This window comes from Curtobacterium sp. Csp1 (assembly GCF_013347185.1).
Genome location: NZ_CP054594.1, coordinates 1096752 through 1114107, shown reverse-complemented (window position 1 = coordinate 1114107; position 17356 = coordinate 1096752). Strand labels below are relative to the sequence as shown.

Sequence of the window (17356 nt, the reverse complement as noted above, 5' to 3'; positions counted from 1 at the left end):
ATAACCACCCTGCAGTGGAGGACATTGTCTCGCAGAACGGGGAGCGAGCTGTGATGAAGAAAAACAGCGACGTCAGTTTGGCGCGAATCCCGTTGTCGAATCTACGCGACCAGGCTCCCCCGGACCTGATCGCGCTTTATGCCGAGGTTCGGGAGGGCCAAGCTCTCATTCCGGGTCTCAAGATGGGTGTCGGCGCCCTCACCGTTGAGCGTTGGAATCCGGCCTGCGCGGCCGCCGGTTGGACGCTCTACGGCGCGGACCTCACCCTCGACATGGGTCACCCGTTCGGGTCGATGTTCTACCGCAATGACGAGGACGGCCGGGTGCTGCGCGTTGGGGTGAAGTGGCATCCGCCGGTGCAGCGGCTCGAGTTCCCGGCCCTGCATCCGTCGAAGCCGGAGCTGACGTCCGACTGCACGGCTGAGGAGGTCGCTGCGGTGGTGTTGGATGCGAGGAGTCGAATCGGGACGCTTGTCGCGGTCAACGCGCAAATCGGGTCGTTCGTCGCCACCGAAGAGTCAGAGAACGCGATCCTCGACGCATCAGGGCTCGGGCTCGAGCGGCTCGCCGAAGACGACCCACGGTTCGCTGGCGATGCCTGAGCGTGGGGCGGCGCTGCGATTCAAGCCGGTGCTGTTGCGGCTGCTGTCGTTGTCGGCGCAGTTCGACGCCGGGATCTGGCCGACGTTGGCCGGAATGACGTTCACGAACTCCACCGGGCCGAAGATCCTGCAGCGGACCGTCAACGTCCGCACCAGCGAAGACGGGTGGGTGTTCACGCTCCTCAACGGGGCGCCGCTGAGGGATCCTGCTGACCCGCTGCTGGAAGCAGCGACTCAGGTGGTGGACGTGCTGTCGAAGCTCCGCGCGGTGGGGCGTGGTCCGGAAGCGGTGGGGCCGGCTGATGTCTGACCGTCAGTGGGTGCAGGACATCCGGCATGAGCAGACGATCCTTTCGTTGCCGTTCGGCCTCGGCTACACGATCGACATCACTCAGACCCTCACCGCCCTCGCCGCTGCCGGGATGCCGGCACGGGTGGAGGCGTTCGACCGGCTCCGCTTCGACGACGGCCGCTCCGCGTTCCTCGCCACCCCAGACCCGACCACCACCATCACCGACAGCGACGGCGGTGAGGGTCGCGTGGATGATGTGATCCTGCTCCCTGGCGGGTCCGAGGGCGGGGTGCTGTCACTGGTGCGCCGATACCCCGACCTGGTGGTCGTGAACGGGAAACGCGGGCGGGTGTGGGCTAACGGGCGGCAGCTGTCCGGCACGACGATGCAACGGGAAGCGACCCCAGGGTGGCGGACCGTCTTCGCGATCGCTCGCAGCATCGTCATGCACGGCGGCGGCACACACGCCATCGCGGACCGCAGCGGGGTTCCCTTCCAGGAGGCGCGCGCCGCCATGCCAGCACTCGGCGTGCACGTCTTCCACACGCCTCTCGGGTGGGAAGCCAGGGACCGACCAGCACTGGTCGACTGGGCACTGGCGGCATACCCGGGTCCTGGCGGGATCCGGACCTGCTGGCGCAGGGACACCACCATCGACCAGCAGGCGGACCAGCTCATCAGCCTCGGCGGAGTGATGTCGGACCGGTGGGCCGCGCAGCAGTCCGGCGTGCTTGTCGCCCCGAACCGGTTGACGGCGTTCTTCGCCCAGCACCCCGACATGGCCGCACTCGGCTACGAGCCAGCGTCGGCGGATGACGCGACGGTGAAAGTCATCGTCCCGCAGGACACCACCGTCCTGACCGGCGCTGAGGGGTGCTGCGCGGACGACTTCATCACCGCGCACGTCCTCTACGAAGACAGTTGGGTGGCTGCGAACACGGATGCGGTGAACGGGCTGCGGCAGCTGCTGCACTTCCGATCAGACCTCGCCCACGACCTCCGCTGGCACCCCGGCGGCAGCTGACAGGAGCGCGCTGATGACCTTGCAGCTGCTGTCGCTGACCTTGGCGTACGACGACACCCGATTCTTCGGGTCCGTCATGTTCACCGACCCCGACCACCCGGACGACAAGCCCGCCGCGGTCCTGGTTGATCACGCGGATGAACCGCCCTGGTTCCGCCTCACAAACGTCGACCCGAGCGGGCAGGACCCGGCGGCGCCGGCGATGGTCGAAGCGGACCGCATCATGCGGTTCCTCCTCCGCTACACACCCGACCGCATCGGCCGTGCCCCCGCCGACTTCCCCCAGCCCTAACCGCTGCGCACACGCCCATCCCCAGGAGGTTCCCGCTGATGATGCGTTTGGTGTCCATGCACCTGTCGAACGACCGGATCCTCTGGGGGCATGTGCTCCTCGAGGACACCGAGAACCCGGACGCGCACCTGGCGCAGATCCTCGTCCGTGCCGTGGATGTCGAGCCGGGGTACGAGCTCTACGACAGGACCAACACGGTCCTGTCGGACCTGACGGTGCCGGCGGTGCGGGAGGCGAACCGGATCGTGCAGACCCTCCTCATCCCCGCCTCCGAAATCGCACGACGGGAGAAGGCCGTCCGAGCGGTGATTCACTCGGGCTACTTGGAAGGGTTCCCGGACGACATGCCGTGGCAGTCGCAGCTGTGGATGTACGCCCGCGGTGAAGTCACCCGCGAACAACTCTCCGCATACGCCGATGAAGGCAGGCAGATCCCCCGCCAACCCGACAACAGCGCGGTCGGTCCGGCGGACGTTTCCGAGGACTGGTGGCAGACCGCGCAAGCCCGGATCCGCCGGAACCTGCTCAACACCACCCTCACCGAGCCGGAAGTCGCTGCGGCCCTGCAGGTCAGCATTGAGGAGGTTGGGGAGCTGTTTGAAGCGAACCGGCTGATGAGCTTCGATCTCGACGGTGAAGAACGCATCCCGGACTGGCAACTCGTCACGCCGGCCCTTCCCGAGTTCGGCGACCCGTCGTCGCTGCTGCCCGGCCTCGACGTCCTCTACGCGGCAGCACCCCAACCGCTCCTTGACGCGGCCGCGATGACCGAGTTCATGACCACGCCCCTGGACTTCCTCACCGTCGACGACCGGGTCCTGACGCCATTGGATTGGATGCGGGAAGGTCGGCCGTTGACGACGATCATCGCCCTGTTCCGCGGACGACGGTGGCGGCCATGACCCGCCGACCGGATCTGTTCCTCCTCAGCGTGGCCTACGACGTCACTGGCGTGCACGGGCACGTGTTCTTCCGCGACCCACCCAGCACCGTCCTGCGGCAGGTCATCATTCGCAGCACCGACATCGGCAACATCTGCGAACCAGCACACGGTGACCCCCGTACCGGGTGGGAACCGTTCCTCGAAGAGACCCGCTGGCTTATCGCCCTCACCCAGCCCGACACCCCAGACAAGCGCAGCTGATGATGCCTGGGCTCGAATGGGTCAACGCCGCATACAGCGGCAGGCCGCAGGTCACGCTGCCGTATGGGCTCGGCGACACCACCGACCTCACCAACACCCTCAGTGTCTTGAAGCTCGCTGGGCTTCGCGCGGTCGTGGAGTCGCACGACACGATCCGCCTCGCCGACGGCCGCCGCGCACGCTTCCCACCCCTCACCCAACGCCCCCGCGACGACGACCCGAGCAACGCGGAACTGCTCCTGCTGGCGCCTAGGACCGTGACTGCGACGCAGATCGCGCTCGCGGAGCAGACCGCGACGGTGCTGCTGGTCGACGTCGACCGGGGCCGCGTCTGGCTCGACGGCGAGCAGGCCCTAGGGACGAAGGATCGATGGAAGGACGCCGCCCCCATCTACGTCACCTTCGCCGTCGCTCGAATGCTCGCCGTCAACGGCGCCACCTTCGAAGGGCTCGTCCGGGCCGGGCTGACTGCAGGCCAGGTGGACGACGCGCTCGCACGCCTCGGGAAACGCGTGCACCGCACGGACGTCGGATGGGAGTCGCGGCAGGTGGGCGGTCTCGTGGACTTCACCATCGCCTGCTACCCCGGACCAGGCGGCGTCAGGACACGGTGGACGTCCGACTTGCCGCTCATCGAACAGGCGGAACGGCTCATCGCAGCTGGCTGCCGAATCTCCGGCCGCGCCATCTCCGACCGCCCCGGCTACCCCGCCATCAGCAAACGCGAGATGCCCTACCGGGTCGTCGCATTCACCGAGCAGGAGGTCGACATGGCCGCGCTCGGCTTCGAACCCGACACGATCGGCTTCGCCGGCACCGAACTCATCCGACCCGCCGACCCCACGATCTTCCTCACCGCCGCCGCTGGATACACGGACCGCACCGATGACATCATCACCGCGAACACGCTCCTCCGCGCCGACTACCGCAACGCGGACGACACGGCCTCGCTCGAAGAGGTCCGGAACCGGTTGCAGTTCCTCGCTGACACCGGCTACGACCTCCGCCACAACCTGCCGGACTGACCGCGGGAGATCGATCAGACCTGGGTCGCACCAACTTGCCGTCGGAGCTTCACCGAACTGCGCCAAACCCAAGCAGCCAGCTTGGTCTCGCCGCAACCTGCTTCCACCCAAACTGCGTCTCGGGTGAAGCGGTACGCCCGGGCGTCACTTCGACGAATCAGCCGGTCCGGCAGCTGGAACCACGCATGCACTGGCAACGGCTCCGGCAGCTCACGCACCTCCACGCCGCGAGCCTCTTCCTCGAGCGAGAACGGCGAGCCGGGCACCCAACGATCCGAACGACGACGACCCACGATGGCGACAGTAGGAGCCGGCACCGACGTTCGCATACGGGGCCCTCAGCGAGAACATCACCGGACTAGTCATCTGAGACAGAAGTAGCTGCGGTAAGAGCAGGACGCGCTGGCGCGTCCGTTGAAGGACCGGCTACCGGTTCACTCGTGCCTTGCCGGTGAAGGCAGCTGAAGCCTCGCTATATCCGACGCGTCCGTGCGGCGAGTCGGAGTGCCTGGACGGAACGTCGGTGCTGTTCCGCGCGGTGGCGGCCGTTGGCGGGAGAGGGGTGTGGTGCCGCGATGACGGGGACGAGTCGGGCGTGCTCGTCCAGGGTGAGGTGTCGCATGACTCCCTCGAGAGCGATGCTCCCGTACGTGACGATCGCCTCGACGGAGGGAAGCGCCCTGAGGAGAACGCCGAGGGCATGTCGTCCCTCGTCGATGTCTGCAGGTCGTCCACGGCCGGGGAGTTCCCACGGGATGAGGTTCCAGCGGAGGTACTCATTGCGTGCAAGTCCGGACTCGATGCGGGCTGCGCGGAACGCGGCCGCGGTCGGCCCCGGGTTGTCCTCGCTGCAGACCGCCGAGTGCGCTGCGGCAATGGTCTGCGGGCCGGGCGACTGCATGAGGACCAGCACTCGGCTAGCCGTGCCGCCGGATCGTGGGTCGAAGCTCGGGACGAACCGTCGCGAGCCGTCGGGTGCGGTGCGCCATGCCTCCGCGAGGACGTTCAGCGATCGAACGTCCGCGACCTCATCCGCGAGTTCGTCAGGGGTGCTCACGCCGGCTGCGGTGGTGCGAGGAGCGTGCCGCGGATGACGGAGCCGTGGAAGGTGCGGACGGCGACGGTGATCCACGCGGTGACGAGGCCGGCGTAGTAGACGACTGCGAGGACGGCGATGACGGTGAGTCCGGAGTGGAGGGCGAGGCCGTTGAGGCCGGTGACGCAGGTGCCGACGGGGAACGTGAACGACCACCAGGTCAGGCTGAACGGCAGGTGCTGCCGGGCGGTTCGGATGGTGATGGCGAGGGCGATGACGGTCCACAGCAGTGCGAACCCGAGCATCGCGAACCCGTACACCAGCGCCACGACGAGGAGCGCGTGCGCGGTGGAGGCATCGACCACGGTTGGCGCGTTCGAGGCGAGGAGGTTCACTGCGGTGATGGACTGCCCGACGGGTCCGAGGACGATCCACAGCGTGGGCACCATCCCGGCGGCGCCGACCTTGTGCTGCGCGAGTCGGTTCCAGATCAGCGTGATCACGACGAGGGACGTGATGAGGCTGAGGCCGAAGAAGCCGTAGCAGGACCATAGGAGGGTCTCGCGCGCCTGCCCGGCGGGGGCGTACGGCAGCAGGAGCGCGCCGGTTGAGGCGGACACCATGGGCGGGACGATCGGCATCAACCAGCCGCCGAACGCGGAGTCGGGCTTGTTCTCGTGACGGGTGAACGCCAGGTACGGCACGAGGACCGCGGTGAGGAGGCCGCCGATGGTGCCGATGGCCCAGAGGACCCAGTCGATGGTGACGGCGGCGGGGAGGCCGATCCAGTCCTTGCCGAGCAGGATGGTGCCGGCGCCGACGGTGAGGAACGCCATGGGCGGTGCGCCGTAGAAGTGCGAGATCACCGGGTTGAGGTGGTGCTTCGCTGCGGTGCTGCGGTAGCGGATCCAGTGCAGGGCCGTCGCGATGGTGAGGGCGACGAGCAGGGCCGCCGCGATCGCCCAGATCACCGTCGCCGCGGTGCGCAGGCCGGGGAACTGCAGCGGCAGTGACGCGGCCGCGACGGCGACGATCCCGGTGCCCATGATCGACGCGAACCAGTTCGGGGTCAGGTTCGACACGATCAGACCAGGCCGCTCCAACTCCCGGAACAACCGCCGGTCTCGCACACCATGCTCGAAGGCCGCGGGCGCGTGGGCGAGGTGAGCGGACATGCACCCATCGTGCGCGTGTGCCTCGTGGTTCGGGAACGGCGGACTCGTTGGCAGGGCACAATGGTTGCTTGTGGCACTGCGGCGGCTGACGGACCGGATCCTGGACCTCGACACCCTCGAGGTCCTCGTCCGCGTCGCGGAGACCGGTTCGTTGACCCGCGCGGCCGAGGTGTTGGGGGTGACACAGCAGGCGGTCTCGGCGCGCTTACGTGCCGCGGAGCAGGCGACCTGTCAGCCGCTGGCGCACCGGACGGCGTCCGGGACCGTGCTGACCGACGCCGGCCGGGTGGTGCTCGGTCTGGCCGTCCCGGTGTTGGAGGCCTCCCGGCGTCTCGAAGCAGGCGTCGCCGCGCTTCGGGAACCGGCGGGATCCCTCGTGGTCGCAGCGTCGCAGACGATCGCCGAACTCCTGCTGCCCGGATGGTTGCTCACCCACCGGGCAGCCACGCCGGATGCGTCGGTGCGGTTGATCGCGGGGAACTCCGCCGACGTGACCGACCTCGTCCGTTCCGGCGCTGCCGACGTCGGGTTCACGGAGACTCCTGCTGCGCCGATTGGCCTCTCATCGCTGGTGGTCGATGAGGACGAACTCGTGGTCGTCGTCGCCCCGCACCATCCGTGGGCAAGTGCTTCGGCCATCACCGCGGATGACCTCGCGGAGACGCCCCTGCTGCTCCGTGAGGAAGGGTCCGGCACCCGCGCCACGGTCGAGGCATGGCTCGACGAGGCGGGCCTGACCCTGGTCCCGCCGGCTGCAGTGCTGGAAACGACCGGCATCATCCGCGCCAACGCTCGAGCGGGCATCGCGCCCGCGGTGATGAGTCTCCGCACCGTCGACACTGACCTCGAAGACGGCGCCCTCGTCCGGGTGCCGCTGCTCGGCCCGCCACTGATCCGGTCGCTGCGTGCGATCTGGTCGGGCCACCCGAGGCCTGCTGTGACGGCGTTCCTGGACACCGCTCGCAGCTCGAGCGTCGGTGGTCAGATCAGTCCGTAGGGCAGATCCGGGTGCTGCTCGGCGATCTCGGTGAGCCGGTTGTACTTCGCGACGCGTTCCCCGCGGGCGGGTGCGCCGGACTTGATCTGCCCGGTGCCGGTTCCGACAACGAGGTCCGCGATGAACGTGTCCGCGAGCGTGTTGTCGATGGAGCCGTAGTCCTGGGGGAACACCATGCTGGTGAACACCGCCCGGTCGAGCCGGATCCGGCCGGTGGTGTGGTCCACTTCGTACTTGTTGCCGCTGCCGCGGGGTATCTCGATCGTGACGTCGAACAGCATCAGCGCCTTCGGTTCTGGAGCGGGTGTGTGGTCAGTGGGCGGGGTGGTCACAGGGTGCCGCCGAGGAGGACGCCGGCGGTCGCGGCGGCGACGGAGACGAGAAGCATCCCGAGACCGTTGATCGCGGCGGCGGTGATGCGGCCGCTGCGGGCGAGGCGGACGGTTTCGAAGCTGGCGGTGCTGAACGTGGTGTACCCGCCCATCACCCCGGTGCCGAGGACCGCGACCGGCACGGCGCCGAGGTGGGTGGCGGTGCCGACGATGAGTCCCAGCAGCAGCGATCCGGTGATGTTGATCGTCAACGTGCCGACGGGGAGCCGGAACTCTCGGCCGGTGTTGATCACCCCGTCGAGGAAGAACCGGCCGGCAGCGCCGGCACCGCCACCGAGGGCGACGGCAAGGATGAGGGCGGCGTTCATGCTTCCTCCGTTCGGGGACGGAACCAGCCGGCGACGACGAGACCGAAGGCGGTCGCGACCGCGCCGGACAGGACGGTGAGGAGCGCGTAGCCGGTGCCGGCGAGGCCGTGCCCGTTCAGGAACAGCGCGGCGGTGGACTCGGCGAGGGTGCTGTAGGTGGTGAACCCGCCGAGGACCCCTGTCCCGAGCAGCAGCCGCAGCACGCGTCGGCGGCCGGCATCGGGCCCGCGGTGCGCGAGCGCTTCCAACAGCACACCGAGGGCCAGCGCGCCGGTGATGTTGATCCAGAAGATCGACCAACTCACCCCGCCATCGGCAGGGAGCAGGCTACTGATGACGTCGCGGAGGGCAGTGCCAGCGGCGCCGCCGAGCGCGACGAGGCCGACGTACCGCCACCGCAGATGCACCAACCGCATCGCTGCTGACGGGTCGGAGACGTCGACGTCCGGGTCAGGAGGGAGCTGGTCGTCGGGCATCGGGGTGTCCGTTCGGGTGGTCATGTTCCGCCTTCTGCCGCGACCAGCGCCGCGGCGTGCTGTGCTGCTACCGGATCCAGGAACGCCCCACCACGCGGAACGAGAGCACCCGTGGCAGCGAGGTGGTACTGCACGGGTTGCCCGGTCGGCAGGTTCAGCTGCTCGAGGTCCGGATCGGTGAGGTCGTCGATGCATGCGCAGAGTGCGCGGAGCGAGTTCCCGTGCGCGACGACGAGGACGCTCCGCCCGGCCCGCAGCATCGGCAGGAGCCGGTCGTGCAGGACGGGGCGGATCCTTTCGATGACGTCCGAGAGTGCCTCGGTGCGTCGGAGGGCACCGGCGGGCAGGCCGCGCAGCGCGGAGCTCGACCGCAGTTCCTCCCATAGCTGCAGCGACATCGGTGGCGGTGTGCCGTTACGGGACCTGCGGAGCCGCATGTACTCGTCGTCACCAAGCGTGTGGCGGGCGTCGGTCTTCGTCATCCCGGTGAGGGCGCCGTAGTTGCGTTCGTTGAGCTGTCACATCGCTTCTGTGGGCAGCTGTGTCCCGAGGGCGTCGCAGACCAGTTCGGCGGTGCGGACGACTCGGCGCAGTGCGGAGGTGACCACGACGTCCGGCGTGATGTGGTTCGACCGGAGGAGCCATCCGGCTGCGGATGCTTGCCGTTCACCGCGGTGCGTGAGCGGGACGTCGAGCAGCCCGGTGAAGATGCCGGCCTTGTTCGCGGTGCTCTCCCCATGCCGCAGGAGCGTCAGCATGCCCGTCACGGGGCAACCGACGGCTGGAGCGCGATGATGCCGACCGGATCGTGCGGGACGACCAGCACCGGCCGGTGCTGCTGATGGGTCAGGTGCGCGGCGACGGACCCGGTGAGCAGTTCCGCCATCCGGCGTCGGCCGGCCTGCGATCCGACGACGATCATCACCGCGTCACGTTCCTCGGCCACCGAAGCGAGTGCGTGACTCGGATCCCCGACGCGGGAGACGATCTCCACGTCAACTGATCGCGCCGCAGCAAGATCGCGGATGACTCGCACGTCATCGTCGGGGAGCCGCTGCGGCTCGCTGTCCGCCGTGTCCGGGTCGATCGGTTCGATGATCTCCGACCCGTCCGCACGGAGCCCCGTCGACAGCAGCGCCGGATCGACGACCACACACACCACTCGGGCGCTGAAGCGTTCAGCGACGGCAGCCGCGACACCGACGACGTCGTGCCCCTGCCCTGGCTGCACACCGACGACAACACCGGCAGTGTTCGATTCGACCATGACATCTCCCTACCTCAGGCGCACAGAAGCGCAACCAGCTGAGATAGGGACTGTTGTCGACGAGTGTCGAGGTTGGGTCCGGCAAGCCCCACTGCCGGGTCCGAAGACACCACCAGTATGCACCCACCACCCCATGCCCGCACCGACGATCTTCCGCACCTCGAGAACCGGTCCGCTTCGTGACGCGGGACGACAAGGAGAGAAGCTTGAAGGGCGACACTGAGCGGAGCTGCTCACACCTCGCGTCTGGCGGTCCGAGTGTCCGGTTGACGACCGGCAGAGCGTCGCGCTCAGTGCCGGTCGCCCTTGGTGAGGCGCCAGGTCAGGGGGAGGAGCCCGGCCGCGAGTGCGGCTTTGAGAGCGTCTCCGATGAGGAACGGGACCAAGCCGGCGGCGAGCACTGCGCTGAGGCTGTGGGGTGCTCCGAGGGCGGAGAGGCTGATCGCGAGCCAGGGGAGTGCGATGGCGTACATGGCGGCGGATCCGAGAGCGAATGCTGCAAGCGATCGCAGGGGCGTGCGATCCCAGCCGCGCTTGGCGAGGTAGCCGATGAGGGTGGCGGCGGCGATGAAGCCGACGAGGTATCCACCGGAGGGCATGGTGAACGGGTTTCCGGAGGTGGCGCCGGTGAAGATGGGGAGGCCGATGGCGCCCAGGAGGAGGTAGAGCGTGGTGGTCGCTGCGGCGCGTCGGGCGCCGAGGGCTGCACCGAGGATGAGGACGGCGAAAGTCTGTCCGGTGATGGGGACGGGCCAGAGCGGGACGGTGAGTTGCGCGGCGGCGGCGAGGAGTCCGGTTCCGCCAATGATGACGGCGGTGTTTGTGATGGCGCCGTGGGCGACGAGGTCGCTGAGTACACGTGGTTGGTAGGTGCTGCTGGGCAAGGTCATGGGAGGCCTCCGGGTGCTGTTGTGGACGGCGGAAGTGCGTCGAGCGTCGCATGGATGCGGCCGGGAGGTTGTACACAACTGTGTATCCGGCGTTGTCGACACAGAAATGTTCGTTGCGGAAAACAAGCCGGAAACATTGGCTAGGCAGGCTCGTTGCCACGCCAGCGACCGACGTGTTGCTGGTGTTGCCCGGCCTGCTCCGATGACGTGGTGGGTGCTGTATCTGGGTCTTCCTGTTCCCCCGTGCACCACCGATCGAAAGGGTTTGCCATGTCGACTGACGTCGAGGCACCTCACGACGGCACCACCACTGCTCCTGGCGCATCTGCGTCGTCTGCGACCCGCGCAGCAACGCGAGAAAGCCTGGAGGACTACACGCTGCGGTTCGCGCCGCGTTCATATCGGAAGTGGGGCGCTGGGGTCGTTGCCACGAGCGCGCTCGGTGGCATCGCCTACCTCGCGGACTTCTCGATCGGCGCGAACGCCGGGATCTCCTACGGCACCACGAACGCGCTGCTGGGGATCCTGGTGGCGGCGGTCATCATCTTCGTCACGGGCATCCCGCTGGCGTACTACGCGGCCCGGTACAACATCGACCTGGACCTCATCACCCGAGGTTCCGGGTTCGGCTACTACGGGTCGGTGATCACCAACGTGATCTTCGCCACGTTCACGTTCATCTTCTTCGCCCTCGAGGGCTCGATCATGGCGCAGGGCCTCGAGCTGGGTCTGCATGTGCCTCGACCGCTCGGGTACGCCGTGTCGACGCTCATCGTGATCCCGTTGGTGATCTACGGCATGAAGGCTTTGTCGAAGCTGCAGGTGTGGACCACCCCGCTGTGGCTGGTGCTGATGGTGGTGCCGCTGGCGTACCTGCTGATCTCCGACCCGTCGTCGCTGTCGACGTTCTTCGCGTACACGGGCAAGGACGGCTCCGGATCCGGGGTGAGCTTCGCGCCCGTGATGCTCGCTGCGGGCGTGTGCTTGTCCCTGATCGCGCAGATCGCGGAGCAGATCGACTACTTGCGCTTCATGCCGCCCCGCACCGACGCGAACCGCCGTTCGTGGTGGCGGGCCGTGATCATCGCAGGCCCGGGCTGGGTGGTGTTCGGCGCGTTGAAGCAGGCGATCGGCCTGTTCATCGCCGTGTACCTGATCGCGACGCTGGACCCGGCTGCGTCGGCGACGGCGAATGAGCCGGTGCACCAGTTCCTCGGCGTCTACGAGCGGATGATGCCGGGTTGGCTCGCGATGACGCTGGCGGTGATCCTGGTGGTGCTGTCGCAGATCAAGATCAACGTCACCAACGCTTACTCCGGCTCGTTGGCGTGGACGAACGCCTTCACCCGCGTCACCCGTACCTACCCGGGCCGGCTGGTGTTCGTGATCGTGAACCTCGTCATCGCGTTGGCGCTGATGGAGCTGAACATGTTCGACTTCCTCAACACCATCCTCGGCTTCTACGCCAACTGCGGCATGGCGTGGATCGTGACCGTCGCAGCAGACATCGGCATCAACAAGTACCTCCTGGGCCTCTCACCGAAGCACCCTGAGTTCCGCCGCGGCATGCTCTACGCGTGGAACCCCGTCGGGGTGGTGTCGCTGCTGCTCGCAGCCGGCGTATCGATCGCGATGTTCTTCGGCGCGTTCGGTGCGGGGATCGCTCCGTTCTCCGCGATCTTCGCCGTCGCGATCCCGATCGTCGCGACACCGTTGATGGCGGTGCTGACGCGCGGCCGGTTCTACCTGCGCCGCACCGATGACGGCATCGACCTGCCGATGCTCGACGCGGACGGGAACCCGTCGGATGTGCTCCTGCGCTGCCACGTCACGGGGCTCGAGTTCGAGCGGCCCGACATGCTCCTCTCTGCCGAGGCCGCTCCGGATGGCTCCAAGCAGTACATCTCGTCGCTGGCGTTGGCGACCGACAAGACCGGCAAGTACGTCCTCCCGGAGCAGCGATGACCGCCGCGGCCGATGGTCGGACGTCGACCGGCCGGACGAAGCGGTCCCGCACCGATGCGGTGTACGAGCACCTCCGGGAGCAGCTGATGAGCGGCCGCTACGCGCCCCGCACCCGGCTCCGAGAAGACGCGATCGCGCACGAGCTGCAGGTCTCACGCACCCCGGTCCGGACGGCACTGTTCATGCTCCGTGCGGACGGGCTGATCGACAACGACGAGTACGGCTACCGAGTCGTCATGCCGGATCTGCACCACCTGACCGAGCTGTATGAGCTGCGCGTCACCATCGAGATGCGCGGCGTGCAACGCACCACCGAGCGCGAGCTCGCTGGCTACGACTTCGCGATGCTGAACGCGGAACTGGACCGCTGGCGGGACCTGCAGCAGGCCCCACCATCGCCGACACCGCAGTTCGTGATGGACGACGAACGGTTCCACGTCACGCTCTGCCGCGCCGCCGGTAACGAAGCCCTCGTTGAAGCGCTCGAGAGCGTCAACCATCGCATCCGCGCGGTCCGCATGTACGACTACGTCACCGAGGACCGCATCACCGCAACCATCGACGAGCACCTCGCCATCGGCGACCTCATCGTCGCCGGACACCTCGAGCAGGCCAAAACCGCGCTGGGGGAGCACATCGGCGACTCGATGGACACCGTCATGGAACGCGCCACCCGCGCAATCACCAACATGGTCACCCGCGGCGTCCTGTAGCCCCTCACCTGCCCGCGCCGGCAGCTTCGCCGGCGCGGGCACCCTCACCGTCGTTCACCCTCCACTCGGGAAGAGCACCATCGTCATGTCTGAGCAGCAGCAGCCCGCGTTCGACAGCGTCCTGATCGCCAACCGCGGCGAGATCGCCCGCCGCATCATCCGCACCGCAAAGCGGATGGGATTGCGCACCATCGCGGTGTACTCCGACGCCGACCGCGCCAGCGCCCACGTCCGCGAAGCCGACGAAGCACACCGGCTCGGCCCGGCAGCACCCGAGCAGAGCTACCTCGACATCGACCGGATCCTCAATGCCGCTCGCGCTTCCGGTGCCGGCGCAATCCACCCTGGCTACGGGTTCCTGTCCGAGAACCCGGACTTCGCTCGCGCCGTCGAGGCGGCAGGATTGGTGTTCATCGGGCCGACGTGGCAGCAGATCGAAGCGTTCGGTCCGAAGCACACCGCGATCGCCATCGCGACCGAAAGCGGCGTGCCATGCGTTCCCGGGTCCGGTCTGGTGGACACCGCCGACGCAGCCGCCGCGGAAGCGGACCGGATCGGCTACCCGGTGATGGTGAAAGCATCCGGCGGTGGTGGCGGCGTTGGGATCTCCACCTGCTGGAACGAGGGTGACCTGCGGGCAGCATTCACGTCCGTGACCAGGCTCGCCGCGGCGAACTTCGCCACGCCGGGTGTGTTCGTGGAGAAGTTCATCGCCCGCGCCCGGCACCTGGAGGTCCAGGTCTTCGGTGACGGCGATGGAACGGTCCGGATCCTCGGCGACCGGGACTGCAGCCTGCAGCGCCGGCACCAGAAAGTCATCGAGGAAGCACCCGCCCCGAACCTGCCCGAACAGGTCCGTACCCTCATGCACGCCAGCGCGACAGCGCTGGCCGAACACGTCGGGTACCGGTCCGCGGGAACGGTTGAGTTCGTCTACGACACCGACACCGACACCGAACAGGTGTACTTCCTCGAACTCAACACCCGCCTGCAGGTCGAGCACCCCGTCACGGAGCAGATCTTCGACGTCGACCTCGTCAAGTGGATGCTCCGCGTCGGGCTCGGCGACACCGGCCCCTCCGGGTTCCTCGCCGCCACCACACCCACCAGCAACGGCCGGCACGCGATCGAAGCGCGCCTCTACGCCGAAGACCCGGTGAAGAACTACCAACCCTCCACCGGGCTGCTCACCCAGGTCCGCTTCCCCGCCACGGACGGCACCGAACGTGGTGACGTGCGCGTCGAGACCGGGGTCGAGACGGGCGACGAGGTGTCCCCGATCTACGACCCGATGCTCGCCAAACTCATCGTCACCGCCGACACCCGCCGGGAAGCGTTCACCGCCCTGCAGCAGGCTCTCGCAGGTACAGAGCTCGCCGGCATCGAAACCAACCTGGGCCTGCTCGATGCGATCTGCGACACCGAAGCTGTCCTCGACGCCGCCCTGACGACCAACCTCCTCCAGGACGTCTCCGACCGCCGGCCCCGCATCGACATCCTTCGCGGCGGCGCGTCGACCACGATCCAGGACTGGCCCGGCCGGATCGGGTACTGGCAGGTCGGTATCAGCCCCGGCGGGCCGATGGATGATCGCTCCTTCCGCGCAGCGAACATCGCTGTCGGGAACCCCGAAGGCGCTCCCGCCCTGGAGTGCACCGTCTCCGGCCCAGCACTGACCTTCACCGAAGACACCGTCATCGCTGTAACCGGCGCCCGCACCGAGGTCACCGTCAACGGTGACCCGGTACCGCAGTGGGAACCGATCACTGTGCCCGCCGGCAGCACGCTCGACATCGGAACCGTCCGCGGAACCGGCGTGCGCACCTACCTCGCCGTCCGCGGCGGTTTCGACGTGCCCACCTACCTCGGCAGCGCCGCCACGTTCACGCAAGGACACTTCGGCGGTCATGGCGGCCGCCCCATCGCCACCGGCGACGTGCTCCGCGCCCGCACCGACACCTCCCTCGAGGCGCCGCGGATCATCGACCCGGCTGACCGGATCAGCACCACCACCAGCTGGGAGCTGCACGTGGCCGAAGGTCCGCAGCCAGCCCCGGAGTACTTCACCGCCGCCGACATGCAGCAGCTCTACGACGCCACCTGGACGGTGCACTTCCACGCCGCCCGCACGGGAGTGCGCCTGACCGGACCCAAGCCCACCTGGGCGCGCAGCGACGGCGGGGAAGCAGGCCTGCACCCCTCGAACCTGCACGACAACGCATACTCCGTCGGCGCCGTCAACTTCACCGGCGACACCCCCTCCATCCTCGGCCCCGACGGCCCCAGCCTCGGCGGGTTCGCCTGCCCCATCACCGTGGTCAGCGCCGACCGATGGAAGCTCGGTCAGCTCCGCCCCGGCGACACCCTCCGCTTCGTTCCCGTCGACACCGCCCAACTGCCGGCGATCGCCGCCGCGAACCGCACCAACACCCGCTTCATCCCAACCGTGACCCGCCGCGACGACGACAACGGTGTCCTCGCCGAGCTGGCCGCCACCGACACCACCCCGCAGGTGGTGTACCGGCGCGGCGGCGACGACAACGTCCTCGTCGAGTACGGTCCGATGACTCTGGACCTCGGGCTCCGGATGCGCATCCACGCCCTCATGCAAGGGCTCCACGAAGCAGCACCGGCAGGCCTGATCGATCAGACCCCCGGCGTCCGATCCCTGCACCTGCACGTCGACCCGGCGGTCCTGCCGATCCGTCGCCTCGTCGACCTGCTCCTCGAGATCGAACAACGACTGCCGGCCACCGGCGACCTGGTGGTACCCAGCCGGGAAGTGCACCTGCCGCTGTCATGGGATGACCCCACCGTCGCCGAAGCGATCAGCCGCTACAGCTCCCTCATCCGCGACGACGCCCCCTGGAACCCGTCGAACATCGAGTTCATCCGCCGCGCCAACGGCCTGGACTCCGTCGACGACGTCCAACGCATCGTCACCGACGCCGAATACATGGTCCTCGGCCTCGGCGACGTGTACCTCGGCGCCCCCGCCGCGGCACCCCTGGACCCCCGACATCGACTGTTGACCACCAAGTACAACCCCGCCCGCACCTGGACAGCAGAAGGCACCGTCGGGATCGGCGGCACCTACATGTGCATCTACGGCATGGACAGCCCCGGCGGCTACCAACTGATCGGCCGCACCATCCCGATCTGGGCAGGCCTACGCGAACGGCGCACCTCCTTCACCGACGGCAACCCGTGGCTGCTGCGGTTCTTCGACCGCATCCGCTTCCACCTCGTCAGCCCCGACGAGCTCACCGACCTGCGCGCCGAAATGGCGGCCGACCGGCTGCAACTCGACATCCGACCCGGCACCTTCTCCCTCCGCGACCACGAACAGTTCCTCACCGACAACGCCGCCGACATTGACACGTTCCGCACCCGCCAGGCAGCCGCGTTCGAAACCGAACGGCTCGCCTGGGAAGCCGCCGGCGAATTCGCGCCGCGAGCCGACACCGCCGCCGCGTCGACCACCACCGATGACGTCTACACCCGCCTCCCCGACGGTGCAACGGTCATCGAAGCGCCTATGGCTGGTGCCGTCTGGAAGGTCGACGTCGCAGCAGACGACGTCCTCGAAGACGGCGCGAACCTCTTGGTGCTCGAAGCGATGAAGATGGAAACCCCCGTCCGAGCCCCACACACGCTGACAGTGCTGGAGCTGCTGGTCACCGCCGGTGACACCGTCGCGGCCGGACAGCCCATCGCTATCGTCACCGCAGCCGACGTTCCCGTCCACGCATAACCAC

The 17356-nt window shown here is 68.1% G+C and carries 18 protein-coding genes and 2 pseudogenes; 11 read left to right on the top strand and 9 right to left on the bottom strand.

The genetic code is table 11. The features are described 5' to 3' along the window. Nucleotides 1–14: 14 nt before the first annotated feature. Genes HUN58_RS05500 through HUN58_RS05470 form a run of 7 tightly spaced genes read left to right on the top strand, consistent with a single transcriptional unit; the run spans nucleotide 15 to nucleotide 4379 of the window. Nucleotides 15–602, top strand: coding sequence for a hypothetical protein (locus HUN58_RS05500; RefSeq protein WP_208745443.1), 588 nt, complete (start codon nucleotides 15–17; stop codon nucleotides 600–602). Then, entirely contained in the window at nucleotides 595–912 is a 318-nt protein-coding gene (locus tag HUN58_RS05495) for a hypothetical protein (protein WP_180224636.1), read from the top strand. Before HUN58_RS05500 ends, HUN58_RS05495 begins: the two co-directional genes overlap by 8 nt. Beyond that, nucleotides 905–1918 (top strand): hypothetical protein, encoded by a 1014-nt coding sequence (locus HUN58_RS05490; RefSeq protein WP_208745442.1) that lies wholly within the window; start codon nucleotides 905–907, stop codon nucleotides 1916–1918. Before HUN58_RS05495 ends, HUN58_RS05490 begins: the two co-directional genes overlap by 8 nt. Before the next feature lie 13 nt (nucleotides 1919–1931). Then, entirely contained in the window at nucleotides 1932–2210 is a 279-nt protein-coding gene (locus HUN58_RS05485) for a hypothetical protein (RefSeq protein WP_180224634.1), read from the top strand. Nucleotides 2211–2260: 50 nt separating this feature from the next. Next, on the top strand, nucleotides 2261–3112 hold the full coding sequence (locus HUN58_RS05480; protein WP_180224633.1) for an antitoxin VbhA family protein: 852 nt from the start codon (nucleotides 2261–2263) through the stop codon (nucleotides 3110–3112). Further along, nucleotides 3109–3354 (top strand): hypothetical protein, encoded by a 246-nt coding sequence (locus HUN58_RS05475; RefSeq protein WP_180224632.1) that lies wholly within the window; start codon nucleotides 3109–3111, stop codon nucleotides 3352–3354. The genes HUN58_RS05480 and HUN58_RS05475 overlap by 4 nt, the downstream gene beginning before the upstream one ends. Further along, complete coding sequence (locus HUN58_RS05470; RefSeq protein ID WP_208745441.1) at nucleotides 3354–4379, top strand: hypothetical protein; 1026 nt, start codon at nucleotides 3354–3356, stop codon at nucleotides 4377–4379. Before HUN58_RS05475 ends, HUN58_RS05470 begins: the two co-directional genes overlap by 1 nt. A 472-nt stretch (nucleotides 4380–4851) precedes the next feature. On the opposite strand, the gene HUN58_RS05465 is transcribed toward HUN58_RS05470, so the two are convergent. Together HUN58_RS05465 and HUN58_RS05460 are read right to left on the bottom strand one after the other, a co-directional pair. Then, nucleotides 4852–5436: a uracil-DNA glycosylase family protein gene (locus HUN58_RS05465; protein WP_208745440.1), complete on the bottom strand. Its 585-nt coding sequence runs from the start codon at nucleotides 5434–5436 to the stop codon at nucleotides 4852–4854. Next, nucleotides 5433–6590, bottom strand: coding sequence for a TDT family transporter (locus tag HUN58_RS05460; RefSeq protein ID WP_208745439.1), 1158 nt, complete (start codon nucleotides 6588–6590; stop codon nucleotides 5433–5435). Before HUN58_RS05460 ends, HUN58_RS05465 begins: the two co-directional genes overlap by 4 nt. 70 nt (nucleotides 6591–6660) lie before the next feature. Between HUN58_RS05460 and HUN58_RS05455 the strand changes: the two genes are divergently transcribed. Continuing rightward, nucleotides 6661–7587, top strand: coding sequence for a LysR family transcriptional regulator (locus HUN58_RS05455; RefSeq protein WP_208745438.1), 927 nt, complete (start codon nucleotides 6661–6663; stop codon nucleotides 7585–7587). Here the strand turns inward: HUN58_RS05455 and HUN58_RS05450 are convergent. The 7 genes and pseudogenes from HUN58_RS05450 to HUN58_RS05420 form a co-directional block, all read right to left on the bottom strand. Continuing rightward, on the bottom strand, nucleotides 7572–7709 hold the full coding sequence (locus HUN58_RS05450; RefSeq protein WP_302694868.1) for a hypothetical protein: 138 nt from the start codon (nucleotides 7707–7709) through the stop codon (nucleotides 7572–7574). The two genes, HUN58_RS05455 and HUN58_RS05450, sit on opposite strands and share 16 nt — an antisense overlap. 6 nt (nucleotides 7710–7715) lie before the next feature. Then, nucleotides 7716–7868, bottom strand: a pseudogene (locus HUN58_RS05445) (inorganic diphosphatase); the annotation flags it as partial. 47 nt (nucleotides 7869–7915) lie between these two features. Beyond that, on the bottom strand, nucleotides 7916–8287 hold the full coding sequence (locus tag HUN58_RS05440) for a CrcB family protein (RefSeq protein WP_208745437.1): 372 nt from the start codon (nucleotides 8285–8287) through the stop codon (nucleotides 7916–7918). Then, entirely contained in the window at nucleotides 8284–8787 is a 504-nt protein-coding gene (locus HUN58_RS05435) for a CrcB family protein (RefSeq protein ID WP_254631625.1), read from the bottom strand. The genes HUN58_RS05440 and HUN58_RS05435 overlap by 4 nt, the downstream gene beginning before the upstream one ends. Then, a pseudogene (locus HUN58_RS05430) lies at nucleotides 8784–9521 on the bottom strand (2,3-bisphosphoglycerate-dependent phosphoglycerate mutase). Before HUN58_RS05430 ends, HUN58_RS05435 begins: the two are co-directional and overlap by 4 nt. Before the next feature lie 5 nt (nucleotides 9522–9526). Then, nucleotides 9527–10030 (bottom strand): universal stress protein, encoded by a 504-nt coding sequence (locus tag HUN58_RS05425; protein WP_208745436.1) that lies wholly within the window; start codon nucleotides 10028–10030, stop codon nucleotides 9527–9529. Nucleotides 10031–10320: 290 nt separating this feature from the next. Then, nucleotides 10321–10920: a biotin transporter BioY gene (locus tag HUN58_RS05420; RefSeq protein WP_208745435.1), complete on the bottom strand. Its 600-nt coding sequence runs from the start codon at nucleotides 10918–10920 to the stop codon at nucleotides 10321–10323. 270 nt (nucleotides 10921–11190) lie between these two features. Between HUN58_RS05420 and HUN58_RS05415 the strand changes: the two genes are divergently transcribed. The 3 genes from HUN58_RS05415 to uca all read left to right on the top strand — a co-directional run bounded on the left by HUN58_RS05415 (nucleotide 11191) and on the right by uca (nucleotide 17352). Next, nucleotides 11191–12885, top strand: coding sequence for a cytosine permease (locus tag HUN58_RS05415; RefSeq protein WP_217488580.1), 1695 nt, complete (start codon nucleotides 11191–11193; stop codon nucleotides 12883–12885). Continuing rightward, complete coding sequence (locus HUN58_RS05410) at nucleotides 12882–13598, top strand: GntR family transcriptional regulator (RefSeq protein WP_208745434.1); 717 nt, start codon at nucleotides 12882–12884, stop codon at nucleotides 13596–13598. The genes HUN58_RS05415 and HUN58_RS05410 overlap by 4 nt, the downstream gene beginning before the upstream one ends. An 85-nt stretch (nucleotides 13599–13683) precedes the next feature. Then, nucleotides 13684–17352 (top strand): urea carboxylase, encoded by a 3669-nt coding sequence (uca, locus tag HUN58_RS05405; protein WP_208745433.1) that lies wholly within the window; start codon nucleotides 13684–13686, stop codon nucleotides 17350–17352. Nucleotides 17353–17356: the final 4 nt, after the last annotated feature.